Annotated in this window: 14 protein-coding genes; 9 read left to right on the forward strand and 5 right to left on the reverse strand. The window is 68.3% G+C overall.

The window, feature by feature from the left end; genetic code table 11:
- Window positions 1-8 precede the first annotated feature (8 nt).
- Genes H0B43_RS18940 through H0B43_RS18970 form a run of 7 tightly spaced genes read left to right on the forward strand, consistent with a single transcriptional unit; the run spans window position 9 to window position 8,164 of the window.
- On the forward strand, window positions 9-473 hold the full coding sequence (locus tag H0B43_RS18940) for a MaoC family dehydratase (protein ID WP_185726526.1): 465 nt from the start codon (window positions 9-11) through the stop codon (window positions 471-473).
- Window positions 474-524: 51 nt separating this feature from the next.
- Window positions 525-2,483, forward strand: a complete 1,959-nt coding sequence (locus tag H0B43_RS18945) for an AMP-binding protein (RefSeq protein ID WP_185726525.1) — start codon at window positions 525-527, stop codon at window positions 2,481-2,483.
- A 10-nt stretch (window positions 2,484-2,493) separates the two neighbouring features.
- The gene (locus H0B43_RS18950; protein ID WP_185726524.1) at window positions 2,494-3,660 is read left to right on the forward strand and encodes an acyl-CoA dehydrogenase family protein; all 1,167 of its coding nucleotides are present in this window, start codon (window positions 2,494-2,496) and stop codon (window positions 3,658-3,660) included.
- Between the two features lie 24 nt (window positions 3,661-3,684).
- Entirely contained in the window at window positions 3,685-4,806 is a 1,122-nt protein-coding gene (locus H0B43_RS18955) for a CaiB/BaiF CoA-transferase family protein (RefSeq protein ID WP_185726523.1), read from the forward strand.
- A gap of 52 nt (window positions 4,807-4,858) precedes the next feature.
- The gene (locus H0B43_RS18960) at window positions 4,859-5,650 is read left to right on the forward strand and encodes an enoyl-CoA hydratase/isomerase family protein (protein ID WP_185729898.1); all 792 of its coding nucleotides are present in this window, start codon (window positions 4,859-4,861) and stop codon (window positions 5,648-5,650) included.
- Window positions 5,647-6,801 (forward strand): CaiB/BaiF CoA-transferase family protein, encoded by a 1,155-nt coding sequence (locus tag H0B43_RS18965; protein ID WP_185726522.1) that lies wholly within the window; start codon window positions 5,647-5,649, stop codon window positions 6,799-6,801. The genes H0B43_RS18960 and H0B43_RS18965 overlap by 4 nt, the downstream gene beginning before the upstream one ends.
- A 16-nt stretch (window positions 6,802-6,817) precedes the next feature.
- Window positions 6,818-8,164, forward strand: coding sequence for a phenylacetate--CoA ligase family protein (locus H0B43_RS18970; RefSeq protein WP_185726521.1), 1,347 nt, complete (start codon window positions 6,818-6,820; stop codon window positions 8,162-8,164).
- 32 nt (window positions 8,165-8,196) lie between these two features.
- Here the strand turns inward: H0B43_RS18970 and H0B43_RS18975 are convergent, their stop codons facing one another.
- Window positions 8,197-8,562, reverse strand: coding sequence for an ATP-binding cassette domain-containing protein (locus H0B43_RS18975; protein WP_213015185.1), 366 nt, complete (start codon window positions 8,560-8,562; stop codon window positions 8,197-8,199).
- 986 nt (window positions 8,563-9,548) lie between these two features.
- Here H0B43_RS18975 and H0B43_RS40910 point away from each other — a divergent pair.
- Complete coding sequence (locus H0B43_RS40910; RefSeq protein ID WP_397517459.1) at window positions 9,549-10,103, forward strand: DUF222 domain-containing protein; 555 nt, start codon at window positions 9,549-9,551, stop codon at window positions 10,101-10,103.
- 31 nt (window positions 10,104-10,134) lie between these two features.
- On the opposite strand, the gene H0B43_RS18985 is transcribed toward H0B43_RS40910, so the two are convergent.
- The 4 genes from H0B43_RS18985 to H0B43_RS19000 are packed head-to-tail and all read right to left on the reverse strand — an operon-like array spanning window position 10,135 to window position 14,723.
- Window positions 10,135-11,205 carry a zinc-binding dehydrogenase gene (locus tag H0B43_RS18985; RefSeq protein ID WP_185726519.1) on the reverse strand — a complete coding sequence of 357 codons (1,071 nt, stop codon included), beginning with the start codon at window positions 11,203-11,205 and terminating at the stop codon, window positions 10,135-10,137.
- Between the two features lie 37 nt (window positions 11,206-11,242).
- Window positions 11,243-11,776 (reverse strand): cupin domain-containing protein, encoded by a 534-nt coding sequence (locus tag H0B43_RS18990; protein ID WP_185726518.1) that lies wholly within the window; start codon window positions 11,774-11,776, stop codon window positions 11,243-11,245.
- A gap of 44 nt (window positions 11,777-11,820) precedes the next feature.
- Window positions 11,821-13,215, reverse strand: coding sequence for an MmgE/PrpD family protein (locus tag H0B43_RS18995; protein ID WP_185726517.1), 1,395 nt, complete (start codon window positions 13,213-13,215; stop codon window positions 11,821-11,823).
- A gap of 26 nt (window positions 13,216-13,241) precedes the next feature.
- Window positions 13,242-14,723 carry an aldehyde dehydrogenase gene (locus tag H0B43_RS19000; protein WP_185726516.1) on the reverse strand — a complete coding sequence of 494 codons (1,482 nt, stop codon included), beginning with the start codon at window positions 14,721-14,723 and terminating at the stop codon, window positions 13,242-13,244.
- 263 nt (window positions 14,724-14,986) lie between these two features.
- Here H0B43_RS19000 and H0B43_RS19005 point away from each other — a divergent pair, with 263 nt between their 5' ends.
- Window positions 14,987-16,162, forward strand: a complete 1,176-nt coding sequence (locus H0B43_RS19005) for a CaiB/BaiF CoA-transferase family protein (RefSeq protein WP_185726515.1) — start codon at window positions 14,987-14,989, stop codon at window positions 16,160-16,162.
- Window positions 16,163-16,190: the final 28 nt, after the last annotated feature.

Below are 16,190 nucleotides of genomic sequence, written 5' to 3' on the forward strand. Positions count from 1 at the left end.
GACGTCATATGCCGGGTCTGTACTTCGAGGAATTCGCGCCGGGAATGGTCATCGATCACGAGGTGCGCCGCACCGTGACCGAGACTGACAACGTCCTGTTCAGCACGATGACCCTGAACATGGCACCGCTCCACCTGGATGCGGAGTACAGCAAGGGCTCCATCCACGGGCAGCGCCTGGTGAACAGCCTGTTCCTTCTCGGTCTCGTCGCCGGTATCTCGATGCACGACACCACCTACGGGACCACCCTCGGCAACCTCGGCTTCGACTCGATCAAGTTCCCCAAGCCGGTGTTCCACGGTGACACCATCCACGTGCGCACCGAGATCGTGTCGGCCCGGGAGTCGAAGAGCCGCAACGACTCCGGAATTGTCACCTTCCGTCACTACGGCCTCAACCAGCGTGACGAGATCGTGTGCGACGCCACCCGCGTCGGCCTGATGCTCAAGAAGTCGGTCGACGAGCAGGCCTGATCGCACACCCCGACCGGACGACCGACAGCCCCAGACGAGGAGAACACGGAAATGGGCATCAGTAGCGAGCCCGAGGAGATGGCCTGGGTTCCCGGCCCCGCGGTGCGCGAGCGCGCGAGGCTGCTCGCGGCGATGAAGAGCTGGGGTTTCGGCGACGATGCCGCCGCCGTCGCCGAGCTGGGCCGCCGCGCCGTCGCCGATCCCGAGTGGTTCTGGCGCGAGGCGCTCACCGACCTCGACGTCGAGTTCTCGGTGCCGTTCGACCGGGTGCTCGACGAGTCCGAGGGTCGGGAGTTCCCGCGATGGTTTACCGGGGGCCGGATCAACGTCGCGGAACTGGCGGCCCTGCGGCATGCCCGCGGCGATCGCGCGGGCAAGACCGCGGTGGTCTACGAGGGCGACGGCGGGCAGCGGCGCACGCTGACGTTTGCGGAACTCGCGGCGGAGGTGAGCCGGTTCGCGGCGCACCTCGCGGGGCTGGGTGTGCGCCGCGGCGACCGCGTGGTGCTGTTCATGCCGGTGGTGCCGGAGGCGGCCGTGGCCTTCCTCGCCATCGCGATGATCGGCGCGATCGCGGTGCCCACGTTCAGTGGCTACGCCCCGGACGCCCTGGCCACCCGTCTGCAGGATTCGGACGCCGTGCTGCTGGTGACCGCCGACGGCACGACCCGCCGAGGAAAGGTCGTCGAGATGAAGGCGACCGCGGACGCCGCCCTGGCGCAGGCGCCGTCGGTGCGCTCGGTCGTGGTGATCCGGCACCTGGGCACCGACGTGCCGATGCAGGCCGGCCGCGACGTCTACTACGACGAACTGTCGGCCGATCCCGCACCCGTCGACGTGGCGGACACCGAGTCGAACGACCCGCTCACGATCGTCTACACATCCGGCACCACGGGCAGGCCGAAGGGAATCGTGCACTCGCACGGCGGTTTCGCGGCCAAGACGGCCGTCGACTTCGGGTACGGCTTCGACGTGCACGCCGACGACGTGATCTCCTGGATCACCGACCTCGGGTGGCTGGTGGGCCCGATGCTCATGACCGGTCCGCTGCAGCTCGGTGCGACCATCGTGATGATCGAGGGCCTGCCCACCTATCCCGCACCGAATCGTATGTGGGAGATCGTCAATCGTAACGGCGTCACCGTGCAGGGCATCGCGCCGACGGCGGCACGCGCACTGAAGGCGGCGGGTGACGGCACCGCTCCGGAGATGCCGACCCTGAAGACGTTCGTCTCCACCGGGGAGGCGTGGGACGAGCCGACCTGGTGGTGGCTGTTCGACGAGGTCGGTAGGCGCGAGCGCGCGATCGTCAACTACAGCGGCGGCACCGAGGTCGGTGGCGGCATCCTCGTCGGCTACCCGTTCCTGCCCGCCGCGCCGGCGGCGTTCACCGGGCCGCTGCCCGGCGTCGATGCGGCGGTGCTCGGCGAGGACGGCAGGCCCGTCCTCGGCGAGATCGGGGAGCTGGCGGTGCTCAACACGTTCCCGGGGATGACGCACGCCTTCTGGCAGGACCGGGGCCGCTACCTGGACACCTACTGGAGCCGCTGGGACGGCATCTGGGTGCACGGGGATCTCGCGAGCATCGACACTGCCGGGATGTGGCGGATCCACGGCCGCTCGGACGACACGATCAAGCTCTCCGGGCGCCGGGTGGGGCCGGCCGAGATCGAGGCCGCCCTGCTGCGGGACAACCGGATCACGGAGGTCGCGGTGATCGGGGTGCCGGACGAGATGCGCGGTCAGCGCGCGGTGGCGTTCGCGGTGCTGCGCGCAGACGGCGCCGACGGCGTCGACACCGACGACCTGCAGGCGACGGCGTTGGCGAACGCCGGCAAATCCTTTGCGCCCGAAGTGTATGCGGTGCCGACGCTGCCGAAGACGAAGAACGGAAAGATCATGCGCCGCGCCATCCGGTCGCGGTTCATCGGTGCCCCGATCGGTGACATGTCGTCGCTGGATCCGGCGACGCCGCTCGAGGACATCCCCGTGTACGCGGGCGAAGACTAGGAGAGTTGAGATGGCAGACTTCGATACCGAGAGCAACATCGAGATCGTCCGCAAGGCGACTCGCGAGCTGGCGCGGAAGTTCGACAACGACTACTGGCTGGACAAGGACCGCAAGCACGAATACCCGTGGGATTTCATCAAGGCGTTCGCGGACGGCGGCTGGCTCGGCGCGATGATCCCGGAAGAGTACGGCGGAATCGGCCTGGGCCTGCAGGAGGCCGCGGTGATGATGGGCGAGATCGCGTCGTCCGGCGGCGGTATGAGCGGTGGCTCGGCGATCCACTTCTACGTCTTCCCGCCGGCGCCGATCGTCCGGTACGGCTCGGAGGAGATGAAGCGCAAGTATCTCCCGAAGCTGGCGTCAGGTGAGATGCTCACCGCGTTCGGCATCACCGAGCCGACTGCGGGTGTGGACACGTCGCGCATCAAGACCAAGGCGACCAAGGTCGACGGCGGCTGGGTTATCAACGGCCAGAAGGTGTTCATCACCAACGCCCAGAACGCGCACCGCATCCTGCTGCTGGCCCGCACAAGCCCGCGAGACGAGAACAAGCCGCTGGCCGGGATGACGATCTTCTTCGCCGAACTCGACCCCAAGCACGTCACGATCCGCGAGATCGACAAGCTCGGCCGTGCCGCCATCGACACCAACGAGTTGTTCATCGACAACCTGTTCGTGGCCGACGAGGACGTGGTCGGTGAGGTCGACAAGGGCTTCTACTACATCATCGACGGACTCAACCCGGAACGCATCGTGGTCGCGATGGAGGGCATCGGCCTCGGTCGCGCGGCCCTCGAGATCGGCACCGAGTACGCGAAGAACCGCGTGGTGTTCGATCGCCCGATCGGCCAGAACCAGGCCGTCGCGCACCCGCTCGCGGACTCGTGGATCCGTCTCGAGGCGGCCGAGCGCATGGCGATGCACGCCGCAAAACTCTTCGACGACAAGCAGGAATGCGGGCACGAGGCCGCCGCGGCGAAATACCTCGGCGCCGAGGCCGGCTTCGAAGCGTGCGACCGGGTGTTCTCGACCCTCGGTGGGTACGCGTACGCGAAGGAGTACCACATCGAGCGGCTGTGGCGTGAGGTGCGACTGCTGCGCAACGCGCCGTTCTCGCAGGAGATGGTGCGCAACTACGTCTCGCAGCAGGTTCTCGGCCTGCCGCGGTCGTACTGAACCCACCGACGAAGGAGTGTGACGATGACCGGTCCGCTGGCTGGAATCCGGGCGCTGGTGCTCGCGGGAATGGGCCCGGTGCCGTACGTCTCGATGCTGCTCGCCGACATGGGAGCCGACGTGGTGCGGGTGGTGCGGCCGCCCAACCGGTCGGCCCGTGCGCTCAGCCAGACGGACGGTCTGACGGAGGAAGTCGACGTGGTCAACCGCGGTGTGGATGCGGTGGCCGTCGATCTCAAGGACCCGGCCGGGCGCGAGAGTGTGCTGCGTCTGGCTGAAGCCGCGGACGTCTTCATCGAGGGATACCGGCCCGGCGTCACCGAACGGCTCGGTCTCGGACCGGACGAGGTGATGGCCCGCAACGAGCGTCTCGTCTACGTGCGGCTCACCGGCTACGGACAGACCGGTCCCCGGTCACGGGACGCCGGACACGACATCAACTACGTGGCGCAGTCCGGCGCGTTGCATGCCATGGCGCGGTCGGACAGTGCGCCGCGCCCGCCGATCAACCTGCTCGGCGATTACGCGGCGGGCGGCGCCATGGGGGCGTACGGCATCGCCTGTGCCCTCGTGTCCGCCGCCCGCACGGGCCGAGGCCAGGTGATCGACGCCGCCATGGTCGACGGCGTCGCGGCCCTGACCGCCAAGCTGCAGGGTCTGCGCGCGGCAGGCCTCTACTCGGACGATCCGGGGACGAACTTCCTCGATTCCGGTGCACCGTTCTACGACACCTACCGGTGCGCCGACGGCGGGTACATCGCCGTCGGAGCGCTCGAACCCGATTTCTATCGGGAATTCACCTCGCGCCTCGGCCCCGACACCGACGACTGGCCCGACCAGAACGATCGCGAATCCTGGCCGCACCTGCGCAAGCTCATCGGCGACGCCGTCGAGCGCCGCACCCGCGACGAATGGGAGCAGGTGTTCGCCGGCACCGATGCCTGCGTCACCCCGGTGCTCACGTTCGACGAGGCCGCGGTGGATCCCCACAACACCCAACGGGGCGTGTACCGGACCGTCGGCGGCGTCCTGCATCCGATGCCGGCGCCGCGGTTCAGTGGCACCCCTGCGCGCGAACCCGCGACGCCGCGGGTCGGCACCGTCGCGCCCGCGTACGTCGCATCTCGGTGGGGCGTCGGCGACTGACACGGCCGCCGTCGCACCGCTCGAACCGAGAAATTCCAGGAAGGAAGTAATGGTGACCAGCTACGAGGCCTTCACCTCACTGACGGTCGACCGCCCCGAAGAAGGCATCCTCCGCATCGTGCTGGACGGGCCGAACCTCAACGCGGTGGGCCCGGACGCGCACCGCGAACTGGCCGACATCTGGCCGGTGATCGGACTTGACGAGTCGGTCCGCGCCGTGGTGATTCGCGGTGCCGGTGACCGGGCCTTCTCGGCGGGAGGCAGCTTCGATCTCGTCGAGGCCATGATCGGCGACTTCGCTTCGCGGACCCGGGTGATGCGGGAGGCGCGCGATTTGGTGCGCAACATCATCGAGGTACCGCAGCCGATCATCTCCGCGATCAACGGACCAGCTGCCGGTGCCGGTCTGGTCGCCGCTCTGCTGGCCGACATCTCGGTCGCGGGCCGTCGCGCCAAGATCGTCGACGGTCACGTCCGGCTCGGTGTCGCGGCCGGTGACCACGCCGCCATCTGCTGGCCGCTGCTGACGAGCATGGCGAAGGCCAAGTATCACCTGCTCACCAACGAGGTGCTCACCGGCGAGGAGGCGGAGCGGATCGGCATGGTGTCGCTGTGCGTCGACGACGATCAGGTGCAGGACCGGGCGATGGAGATCGCGCGGAAGCTGACCGCCGGCTCGCGGGCCGGTCTCCAGGGCACCAAGATGGCACTCAACGGCTGGTACCGGCAGGCGATGCCGATCTTCGACGCCTCGTTGGGCCTGGAGTTCTTCGGCTTCGGTGGCCCCGACGTGGTCGAGGGCGTGTCCTCGCATCGGGAGAAGCGGGAGCCGAAGTTCTCGTGAGCGGAACCGAACAGGAAAGGCAGGGCCCGCTCGCGGGCATCACCGTCGTCGGTCTGGAGCAGGCGATCTCGGCGCCGCTGTGCACGCGCCATCTCGCGGACCTCGGGGCTCGGGTGATCAAGGTGGAGGCGCCGGGCTTCGGCGATTCGACCCGCGCGTACGACTCCGTGGTCGGTGGGATGTCGGCGCACTTCACCTGGCTCAACCACGGCAAGGAGTCGGCGACGCTGGACCTCAAGTCGGCCTCCGACGTGGGGATCTTCCGGAACATCCTCTACACGGCCGACGTCGTGGTCAGCAATCTCGCCCCGGGCGCGCTCGATCGGCTGGGGATCGGGACCGCTGAGCTTTCGCGTTGCTATCCGCGTCTGATCGTGGTGGACATCTCCGGTTACGGGAAGGGTGGTCCCCTCGACCACAAGCGGGCGTACGACCTGCTCATCCAGGCTGAGGGCGGGTCCTGCAGCATCACCGGCGCACCGGGGCATCCGGCGAAGCCGGGAATTCCGGTGGCCGATGTCGGTACCGCGTTGTACGCGTATTCCGCGGTGCTGGCCGCGCTGTACGACCGGGAGCGGACCGGCCGGGGAGCGGTCATCCCGATCGCCATGCTCGACACCGTCGCCGAGATGATGGGGTTCGCTCTCAACCAGGTGATCCACGCCGGTACCGAGCCGGTGCCCGTCGGTATGGGCTCACCGATGATCGCGCCCTACGGCGCGTACCCGACCTCCGACGGCCAGACCGCGGTGCTCGGGACCACCAACGACCGGGAGTGGCGGCGCCTGGCCGAGATGATCGGCAGGCCCGAGCTCGCCGACGAGCCGCGTTACGCGCACAACGACACTCGCGTCGAGGCGCGTGATGAACTGGACGCGGTCGTGGGCGCGTGGTGCGCGGAGCACACGCTGGCGGAGATCCAGAAGACGGCCGACTCGGCGGGCATCGGCAACGCGCGGCTCAACAGCGTGCGCGACCTGGCCGACCACCCGCAGCTGATCGAGCGCGGCCGGTGGCGCGAGGTGGGGACGCCGTCCGGCCCGGTGCCGGCGCTGCTGCCGCCCGCGGTGGCCGACGGATGGCCGGTGCGCAGCGGATCGGTGCCCGCACTGGGTGCGCACACCGACGCCATTCGCGCCGAATTCGAGTAGAAGGACGGTGAGTGCTGTGGCTGTTCCCCATTCGGCACGGCATTGGAGCGCGGTCGAGTTGCTCGCGCCGGGCGACGCTGCGGCGTTGCAGAACAACCGCCTGCGCGAGCAGCTCGACTATCTCGCCGCCCGCAGCGACTTCTATCGGACGAAGTTCGCCGAGCATTCCGTCGACGTCACCCGGGTGCGGACGGTGGCGGAACTCGCCGGGCTGCCGTTCACCGAGAAGCAGGAACTGCGGGACAGTCTCGCGGCGACGCCGCCGCTCGGCAGCCACGTCGCCGCCGATCGCGCCGACATCGTGCAGATCCAGGCGTCGTCGGGCACCACTGGCAGCCCGTCCTACGTCGGATTGACCCGGGGCGACATCGACGTCTGGTCCGAGCTCGGAGCGCGAGCCCTGTACGCCAACGGTTTCCGGCCCGGTAGCCGGCTGTTGCACGGATTCGGAATGAGCAAGGGGTTCGTCGGCGGAATCCCCGTCGTGCAGATGGCGCAGTACATGGGCATCGTGGATATCCCGATCGGCGCGGAGGCGGGCGCGGAGCGACTGCTGCGGGTGCAGGCCGATCAGCGACCCGACGCGTTGATCGGCACGCCGAACTTCCTGGCGTATCTGGCCGAGCAGGCGCCGGCGATCCTCGGCGTGGCCGCCCGCGATCTGGGTGTGCGGGCGATCAGTGTGGGCGGCGAGCCCGGCGGTGGTCTACCCGCGGTCCGCGGCAAGCTCGAGTCGTTGTGGGGCGCGACGTCGCGAGAGATGCTCGGCGGCACCGACATCGCATGCATCTACTGGGGTGAATGCGAGGAGGGCGACGGGATGCACTTCCTCTCCCCGGACCTGATGGTGGCCGAGTTGATCGACCCGACGACGGGTGACGTCGTCGCGCCGGTGGCAGGTGTGCAGGGCGAGTTGGTGTACACGGCCCTCCGCCGCCAGGCGTCGCCGTTGCTGCGGTTCCGCACCCGCGACCACGTGGTGGTCACCGGCACCGACTGCGCGTGTGGCCGCACTGGGTACAAGGTGCGGTGCGTCGGCCGGACCGACGACATGCTGATCGTGCGCGGCATCAACCTCTTTCCCTCAGCCGTCAAACAACTGGTGTCGGAGCTGGCGCCGGCCACCACCGGCGAGATGCGCATCCGCGTCGACTTCGAGGGGCACTCCACCCAGAAGCCGCTCATGCTCCTCGTGGAGCACGCCGACGGACTCCGTGCCGAACAGCAGGACGAACTGCGGTCGACGATCGAGCAGCGGGTCCGGTCGGCGCTGGGCGTCAAGGCGGTGGTCGAACTCGTGCCCGAACTCACCCTCGCGCGACCGGACCACGTCAAGGTGAACCTGATCGAACGGGTGCCCTGACGGGTGTTCTGACGGGGGCGTGGCGCCACCTGTCAGTGCAACCGCCGCGAACATGAGGCTCTCCTCGTCGGCTTCCTCCGGTGAGAACTCGGCTGCGATGCTGCCCGCGCGTGCCACCAGGACCCGATCGGACAGTGCCTGGATCTCGGCAGGTAGGACGAGATCACCACCACCTCGACTCCGTCGTCGGCGAGAGCGCGAATCATCGCGTGAATCTCGGGGATCGCGCCCAGATCCACACCGCGGGTCGGCTCGTCGATGATCGCGACCAGCGGCTTGCGGGCCAGTCCCTTGGCGAGCACGACCTTCTGCTGATTTCCGCCGCTCAACTCCTCGAGGGTGGCCTTGTCCGGCGCGAGTGTGCGGACCTCGAACTGATCGACGAACCGCTGCGCCACCGTCTTCCGGACACGGGGAAGGAACAGGAACGGCAGTCGGAGGGCACTGCACCCGGGGACAGTCGCGCCCCCTCCAGACGCACGAGTGCACCGTCGTCGCCGACGTGGAATCCCTACAGAGTTCCCGAAACAGTGTGTGCGACATATGCGAATCGGCCGTTCGGCGTGACCGTGATTGACAGCGTGCCCGTATCGATGGGCACCGGCGGCCCGACGGGCGTCAACCGGCCGTTCGATTCGCTCAACACTCCGATGTTCGACGAACCCGTGCCGCCGACCAGAAGATAGCTCGATCCCGTCGCATCGTCCGCCGGAGCCGCGCCGGCTGCGGGAGCGGCAACAGCTGTGGGAATGAAAACAGCGCCGAGGTCATGGCCGCAGCAAGTCCGGTCGCCATTGCAGTCGTACGTATTCGCACTCGCAGCAGCTCCCGGGTCGACGGTATTCGTCTGGTCGCCTGTGGGTTCCGAGTCGTCAATGCAACCTCCGTGGTTCCTCGTGTCGGTGAGTGGCACCTGATCGCGCGGGGACTGTCGCTTCCCCATGCTGAACGTAGACCGGCAAGCGGGGGCGGAAGTGTCCAACTATCTGGACACTCTGCTGTACATCCATCTCGGGGTTCGGGTTGCGCCGTGCTGAATGTGTTTCGGCACAGGAGAATTGCGACGAGCGCACCCCGGGAGGGCGGCGTGCCGACGCGTTCACCGAACTGCTGGCGCCGCTATCTCGCAGCAGGATTGAACGGCACCGAAGCCGGCGAACGCCCCCACATCAGCGTACAAGTGCGGGTGCGAGACCTCGCCTATACCCGCGGCACCGACCGCAGCGGTGGCATGGGACGAACGGGCGGCACCGGCGGGATGGGGGGTACGGACTGCACCGGTGGCACCGGCGCGCACGCTTCAGGCGCAAGACCAACCGGTCCATCCGGACCCGCCGACCCAACCTTTGGCGACCGGCCCACCTCTGGGGAGGACTGGGCGGCGGTGCTGGCGGAAACGGGGGTGGCCTGGGCGGCCTGGATGGGACCGCTGACGATCACCGCGGCCCGGCATCTGGCGTGTGATGCGCAGGTGAGCACGGTGATTCTGGACGATCACGGCGCACCCCTGGATGTCGGGTTGACCAGCAGGACGGCCACCGGAAAGCAGCGTCGGGCGTTGGCCGTGCGCGACGGTGGGTGCGCTTTCCCCGGGTGCGGAGCGCCGGCGTCGTGGTGCGAGGCGCACCACGCGGGCCACTGGGTCGACGGTGGCCTCACCGACATGGACAACCTCGTCCTGCTGTGCGGTTTCCACCACCGGCTCATCCACCACGACGGGTGGGAGGTGCAAATGGGCGCAGACCGGCACCCGTGGTTCATTCCACCACCCAGTGTCGACCCCTTCCGGCAACCACTGCCCCCCACAACCGGTGGGTCGGCCCGGCCGCGGCCTGACCGGCACAGCGCCGCAACACAACTCCATCACCCACAGACGCCCCGCATCCGAGCTCCCCCAACTCGGATGCGGGGCACCCGCCGTGTCAAAACACCGCCGTGACAAGACACGGCAGCGTCAGAACACTGCCGTGTCAGAACTCGATGACGGCCTTACCGCGCACCTGCTGGTCGAACTCCTTGTACGCGGTTTCCGCGTCCTCGATCTTCCAGCGGTCGGTGAACAGGGCGTCGACGTCGATGCCATGCTTGGCGACGAAGCGCGCGCATTCGCCCATCCCGACGTTCGAGAACGTGTAGGAACCGATGATCGAGATCTGCTTGATCACGATGTCGGGCGACACATCGAGTTCGATGTTCCCGCCGAGGCCGACCAGGGCGATGCGGCCCCACGGGCCGAGGCACCGGGTGCCGGCGACGCGAGCGGAGGGGGCGCCGGAACTTTCGATCGACACTGTCGCACCGCGACCGCCGGTGATCTCCCGGATCGCTTCCACCGCATCGGTGCTGCTGGAGTCCACGACGTGGTGCGCACCGAGTTCCCCGGCCCGCGCGAGGCGGTCCGCGGCGATGTCGACGGCGATCACCTCGGCGCCGAGAGCGGAGGCGAACTGGATGGCGGATTGGCCGATGGGGCCGAGTCCGAACACGGCGACCGTGTCTCGCCCGGTGACGTCCGCCCGCCGGAGTGCGCCGAAGGCAGTGCCTGTGCCGCATGCGATTGCGGCGCCCGCAGAGAAGCTGATCTCTTCGGGCATGGGTACCAGGGTCTCCGCCGGGACCACCATGTAGGTGGCGTGACCGCCGTGCGCGGTGGCGCCGTAGATCGTGGCGCCGTGGGTGCACATCTGGGTCCAGCCGGTGCGGCAGAGGTCGCAGAATCCGCAGCCCTTGTAGTGGAACACCATGACGCGGTCACCGACGGTGAACGCGCGTGGGTCCACGTTCGGTCCGATCTCGGCGACGACGCCGCACGGTTCGTGACCGGCGATGATCGCCGGATTCTCGCCGAGGCCCCGGGAGGCGAAGTCCTTGAAACCGAGCGCTTTGAGCGCCGCCTCCGGTGGGTCACGGTAGAACTTCAGGTCGCTGCCACACAGGCCCGACGCCTTGATTTCGACGACCACCTCGCCCGGTCCCGGTGTGGGATCGGGGAAGTCGAGGACTTCGAGTTCGCGATTACCGCGAAAAACTACACCGCGCATCAGGAGGTCTCCATCCGGTACGTGGGGGGTACGGCGCTCATCGGGTGCCCGCCATCATGGTGGCGATGATCAGGACCGGTTCGCTGGTCCGGTTGCTCCAGATGTGCTTGATGCCGCGATTGACGACCGTGTCGCCCGGCTTCAGCAGGGTTTCACCGGTCTCGGTGACGGCCCACAGTTCACCGGTGAGGACAGTGACGACGTCGATCGTGTCGGTCAGATGCCACACTCCGCCTTCGGTACTGGCGTCGCCGTCGTGCGAGTCGGCGCCGTGGAACGCGTCCAGCGACTCCTTGTAGCCCTCGGCGTCGAACTCCGAGTCCGGCGGGAAGCTGGCGAGGCGGACCACGAGGCCGTTCTTCGGCGGGTCGATGACGGGGTCGGCGCCCAGGGTCGACGGGGCAAGCACGTCGACGGGCAGGCTGTCGAACTGCCAGACGTCCATGACGGTGAAGCCCGGCTGGGCGGTGCGGGTGGTGGTGTTGCCGTCCGAGATGAAGGCCGACTTACCGTCGGCGTCGAGGCCGGTCAGCACGACACGGGCCTGGGCGTTGAGGTGTTCTCCGCTCATCGTTCACTCCTTGTGGTGGGGCTGGTGTGGGTGTCGTTCGAGGGTCAGACGTGAAGCAGGGCCGCGAAGTCGGACGCGGGCTGGTCGAGATCGCCGCCCTGGATGGCGTGCAGCAGGGCTTCGCTGGACTCGGTGCCCATCGCGGTCACCGTCAGGTCGCGGAACTTCGCGTCCAGGTCTTCCTGCGACATCGGGTTCTCGGCGGTGCCGGTGGGGTTGTCGACGAACAGGCTCTCGCTGGTGCCGTCCGTGTAGTTGACGGTGATGTCGCCGACCCATCGGCCGGGGTAGGCGGTGTCCAGTTCGGGCTTGACCTCGATCTTCACCTTCTGGGCGAGGGCGGCGACGTCGCTGCCGGCGCCGAGGTCGAGCCGGCCGGCCATGTACTCGTGGTGGGTGCGGAACCCGTTGCCCTTGCCGAGCAGCGACAGCGAGAACTGGAACGGCAGGCTGTACTGCAGGTGCTCGATGATCTTCGGGGCGTAGGCGTTCGCATTCTTGTTGCCGATCACCACGTCGCCGCCGGTCTGGATGCCCAGCAGCACCGAGTCGACGTCCGCGGCGCGGGCCGCGAGTTGACGGGCGCCGTCGATGTAGGCGTGGTTGATGCCGCAGCAGCAGTAGGGCTTGACCCACACGCGGGTGATCTCGAACGTCTTGTCGAGGCTGAACGTGGCCGCGGCGTCGTCGGCGACGGCGCGCCCGACGAACGTGCGGTAGAAGCCCTTCCCACCGGTGAGGAACGTCGTCGGCCCGGTGATGCCCGCGGCGGCCATCTCGGCGGCGCGGATCCCGTTGCGGGTGCCGATGCCGGAGTGGATGCGTTTGATCGAGCCACCGGACGACGTGTACTCGGTGGTGCCCGACGCATGGCTGAGGGCGATGGCGAGCGCGTGCACGGTCGTTTCGACGTCGAAGCCGCGCATCTTCGCGACGACGGCGGCCGAACCGAAGTTCGACAGCAACCCGTGCGGGTGGAAGCCGCGCTCGAGCAGTTGGGGCGCGGCCAGGTTGCCGATGCGGGTGTAGACCTCGTAGCCGGCGACGATGCCGGTGATCACCTCGCGCATCGTGGCGCCGAGTTCCTCACCGACGGCGAGTGCGGCCGACACGACGCAGCTGCCCGGGTGCGACGAGCTGGCCCGGTGGGCGTCGTCGTATTCGAAGCCGTGGCCGAAGGAGGCGTTGACGAATGCCGCGTCCGCGGCGCTCATCTCGTCGCCTGCCGCGGCGACGTGCGACTTGCCCGGTACGTGCGCCGCGCGCGTCAGCTCGAGCAGTGCCTTGCTCCAGGGCAGCGAGGCACTCCCGACCTGGAGGGCGAGCTGATCCTGCATCAGGCGGCGCGCACCGGCGAGCGCGTCGGCGGGGATGGAGTCGAAGGTCAGATCCGTGACGAGCCGTGCGGCAGCTTCTTCGACGGGGGGGATTGTGCCCATGTGTGGTGCCTTTCGGTAGATCTGGGTCAGGAGAGCGAACCGAGCAGGCCGCCCGGGATTCCGTAGGACTTGAGCTCGACGTAGGCGTCGAAGCCCTCGAGGCCCGCCTCGCGGCCGATGCCGCTGTTCTTGAAACCGCCCATCGGGGCGCTGAAGCCCGCCGGGTTTCCGTTGACTTCGATTGTGCCGGTGCGGATGTGGCGTGCCACTGCCAGCGCGTGCTCGGGGTCGGCGGCGAACACCGATCCGTTGAGGCCGTACTCCGAGTTGTTGGCGATGTCGATCGCCTCGGCCTCGGTGTCGAACGTGTGCACCGTGAGAACGGGGCCGAAGATCTCTTCCTGCGCGATTTTCGCGGCAGGGTCGACGTCGGTGAAGATCGTGGGCTCGACGTACCAGCCGCGGTCGAGACCGTCGGGGCGTCCGCCGCCCACCAGCAGAGAGGCTCCGGATCCCTTCGCGTCGTCGATGTAGCCCTCGACCCGGGACCGCTGATTGGCGCTGACCATCGGGCCGATCTCCGTGGCGGGGTCGAACGGGTCACCGACGGGCATCGACTGGATCAGGTCCACCAGCCGGTCGTGGAGTTCGTCGCGCCGCGAGCGCGCCACCACGATCCGGGTCTTGTTGCTGCACACCTGGCCGCTGTTGCGGAGCGAGACCGCGCGGATGGCGGCGACCGCGGCGTCGAGGTCCGCATCGTCGAGCAGGACCGCGGCGGACTTGCCGCCGAGCTCGAGGGTCACGCGGCGCAGGTCCTGGCCGCAGAGTGAGGCGATCCGCCGGCCCGCGGCCGTCGATCCGGTGAAGGAGACCTTGTCGATGCCGCGGTGCCGCACGAGGTATTCGCTGGCCTCGCGCTGCGCGGGGACGATGTTCACGACGCCGGCGGGGAGGCCGATCTCGTCGAGCATGTCGGCGAGCAGGTACGCGTCGAGCGGGGTCTCGGGGGAGGGCTTGATGACCATGGTGCAACCCGCCAGCAGTGCCGGGGCGAGCTTGATCATGGTGATGAGCAGCGGGGCGTTCCACGGCACGATGCCGGCGACGACCCCGACCGGCTCCCGGGTCACCAGCGCGCTGCCGGTGGCGGACGACCGCGTGTCGGTCCACGGGTAGGCGGGGGCGAGGTCCAGGAAGGAGTCCAGGAGCAGGCGCGGTCCGATGGACTGCATCTTCGTGGACAGGGTGATCGGGCATCCCATCTCGGCGCTGACGAGCCTGGCGGCGTCGGCCTCGCGCGCGGCGAGTTCCGCGCTGAGCTTCCGGAGGACCGCGATCCGCTCTTCGAGTGCCATCCGCGGCCAGGGCCCCTTATCGAACGCCTCGCGTGCCGCGTTCACCGCCGCGTCGATGTCTTCTTCGACGCCTTCCGGGACGCGCGCGACGAGCTCTTCGGTGGCCGGCGAGATCACGTCGAAGGTGCGCTCCGATGCCGGCTGCGCCCACCGTCCGCCGATGAACAGCTTGTCGTACTGTCCCTGCCAAATTTCTGTCTGCACACTCACGGTGCTGCTCCTTCTTTGGTCGATAAGGGGTGGAAATGGTCCGGATCGCAGGCGGGACCGAAGTGTCCGGCTTGGTGGGCGGAGCCTTCTGCTCGATATGTGAGCTGCACCATGCAAAGTATATAATGTTGCATAGCTCCATGGAAGTGCCTTGCCGTGATCCACCCGACTGGGAGTCGCCTCGATGGGGTACCCCGATCCGGCGGGGCTTGACCCCACTGTAAACGATATATAATATTTTGCTGAGACGAAGGCGAGGCAACATGCAGCACAAGCCGCTCGACGGTATTCGGATCCTCGAGATCGGGGGATACATCGCGCTCCCGTTCGGGACGTCGATGCTGTGCGCCCTCGGCGCCGAAGTGGTCAAGGTCGAGCGCCCGGTGGTCGGAGAAGATTTCCGGCGCCATCAGAACGACGCCAGCCCCTACTTCCGGCAGTACAACACCGGCAAGCGCAGTCTGTCGGTCGACCTGAAGTCGGAGGAGGGCGTCGCGCTGGTCAAGGCGCTGGTGCCGCATTTCGATGTGGTGCTCGAGAACCTGCGCCCGGGCAAGGTGGCGGCCATGGGGCTCGGCCCCGAGGACTGCCGCGCGCTGCGCCCCGACATCGTGTACGGGTCCGTCACCGGATTCGGCGCCGGCGGTCCGCTGGCCAACCGTCCCGCCTACGACACGATCGGCCACGCCTTCGGCGGCCTGTACTCGCTGTTCAGCGACGGCGACCACCCGCAGCTGGCCGGTGGCCTGAGCGCGGACCTCGTCACCGGACTGAGCACCGCAGCCGGCGTCCTTGCCGCCCTCGTCGGGCGGCTGAAGACCGGGCAGCCGCAGCGGATGGAAACGTCGATCATGGAGGCCGTCAGCGCACTGACCATCGACGGCATCACGCAGTCCTTCGAACTCGGCAGGAACCCGGCCCGCACGAGCCGGCATCCGCAGGCGCAGAACTTCTGCGTCCCCACGTCGACCGGCGAGTACCTGGCCGTCCACCTGTCGTCCTCGCAGAAGTTCTGGCAGTCGCTGTGCCGAGCGATGGACCGCATGGACCTGGCCGAGGATCCCCGGTTCGCCGAATACCGCCCGCGGGAGTCGAACTACTTCGAGCTGGTGCCGATCGTCGAGGCGGAGTTCGCCACGAAGTCGAAGGACCACTGGGAGAAGGTCCTCACCGAGGCCGACGTGCCGTTCGCGCCGGTGCTGTCGATGACCGGCTACCTCGAGCACGAGCAGGTCGAGCACCTGGACCTGGTCGAGTGGCAACCCGACGGCCTGGCCCTGATCCGGCCGCCGTGGACGTTCGACGGCGAGCGCCCGGACCGCGGTGACCGTGCGCCCAAGGTCGGCGCCGACACCCGTTCGGTGGCGGGCGAGGTGCTTTCCGCCGAGAAGGTCGACGAGCTGCTGGCGTCCGGCGTCCTCTACGCCGACGAATCCTGACCCGCTACTTCGCACACCCACTACTTCC

Source organism: Rhodococcus sp. 4CII (genome assembly GCF_014256275.1).
Lineage (GTDB): Bacteria > Actinomycetota > Actinomycetes > Mycobacteriales > Mycobacteriaceae > Rhodococcus_F > Rhodococcus_F wratislaviensis_A.

Bases quoted from the DNA above. Each gene is read 5' to 3' on its own strand.
- H0B43_RS18940 (WP_185726526.1), top strand. From the start codon at position 9: ATGCCGGGTCTGTACTTCGAGGAATTCGCGCCGGGAATGGTCATCGAT.
- H0B43_RS18945 (WP_185726525.1), top strand. From the start codon at position 525: ATGGGCATCAGTAGCGAGCCCGAGGAGATGGCCTGGGTTCCCGGCCCC.
- H0B43_RS18950 (WP_185726524.1), top strand. From the start codon at position 2,494: ATGGCAGACTTCGATACCGAGAGCAACATCGAGATCGTCCGCAAGGCG.
- H0B43_RS18955 (WP_185726523.1), top strand. From the start codon at position 3,685: ATGACCGGTCCGCTGGCTGGAATCCGGGCGCTGGTGCTCGCGGGAATG.
- H0B43_RS18985 (WP_185726519.1), bottom strand. From the start codon at position 11,205: ATGCGCGGTGTAGTTTTTCGCGGTAATCGCGAACTCGAAGTCCTCGAC.
- H0B43_RS18990 (WP_185726518.1), bottom strand. From the start codon at position 11,776: ATGAGCGGAGAACACCTCAACGCCCAGGCCCGTGTCGTGCTGACCGGC.
- H0B43_RS18995 (WP_185726517.1), bottom strand. From the start codon at position 13,215: ATGGGCACAATCCCCCCCGTCGAAGAAGCTGCCGCACGGCTCGTCACG.
- H0B43_RS19005 (WP_185726515.1), top strand. From the start codon at position 14,987: ATGCAGCACAAGCCGCTCGACGGTATTCGGATCCTCGAGATCGGGGGA.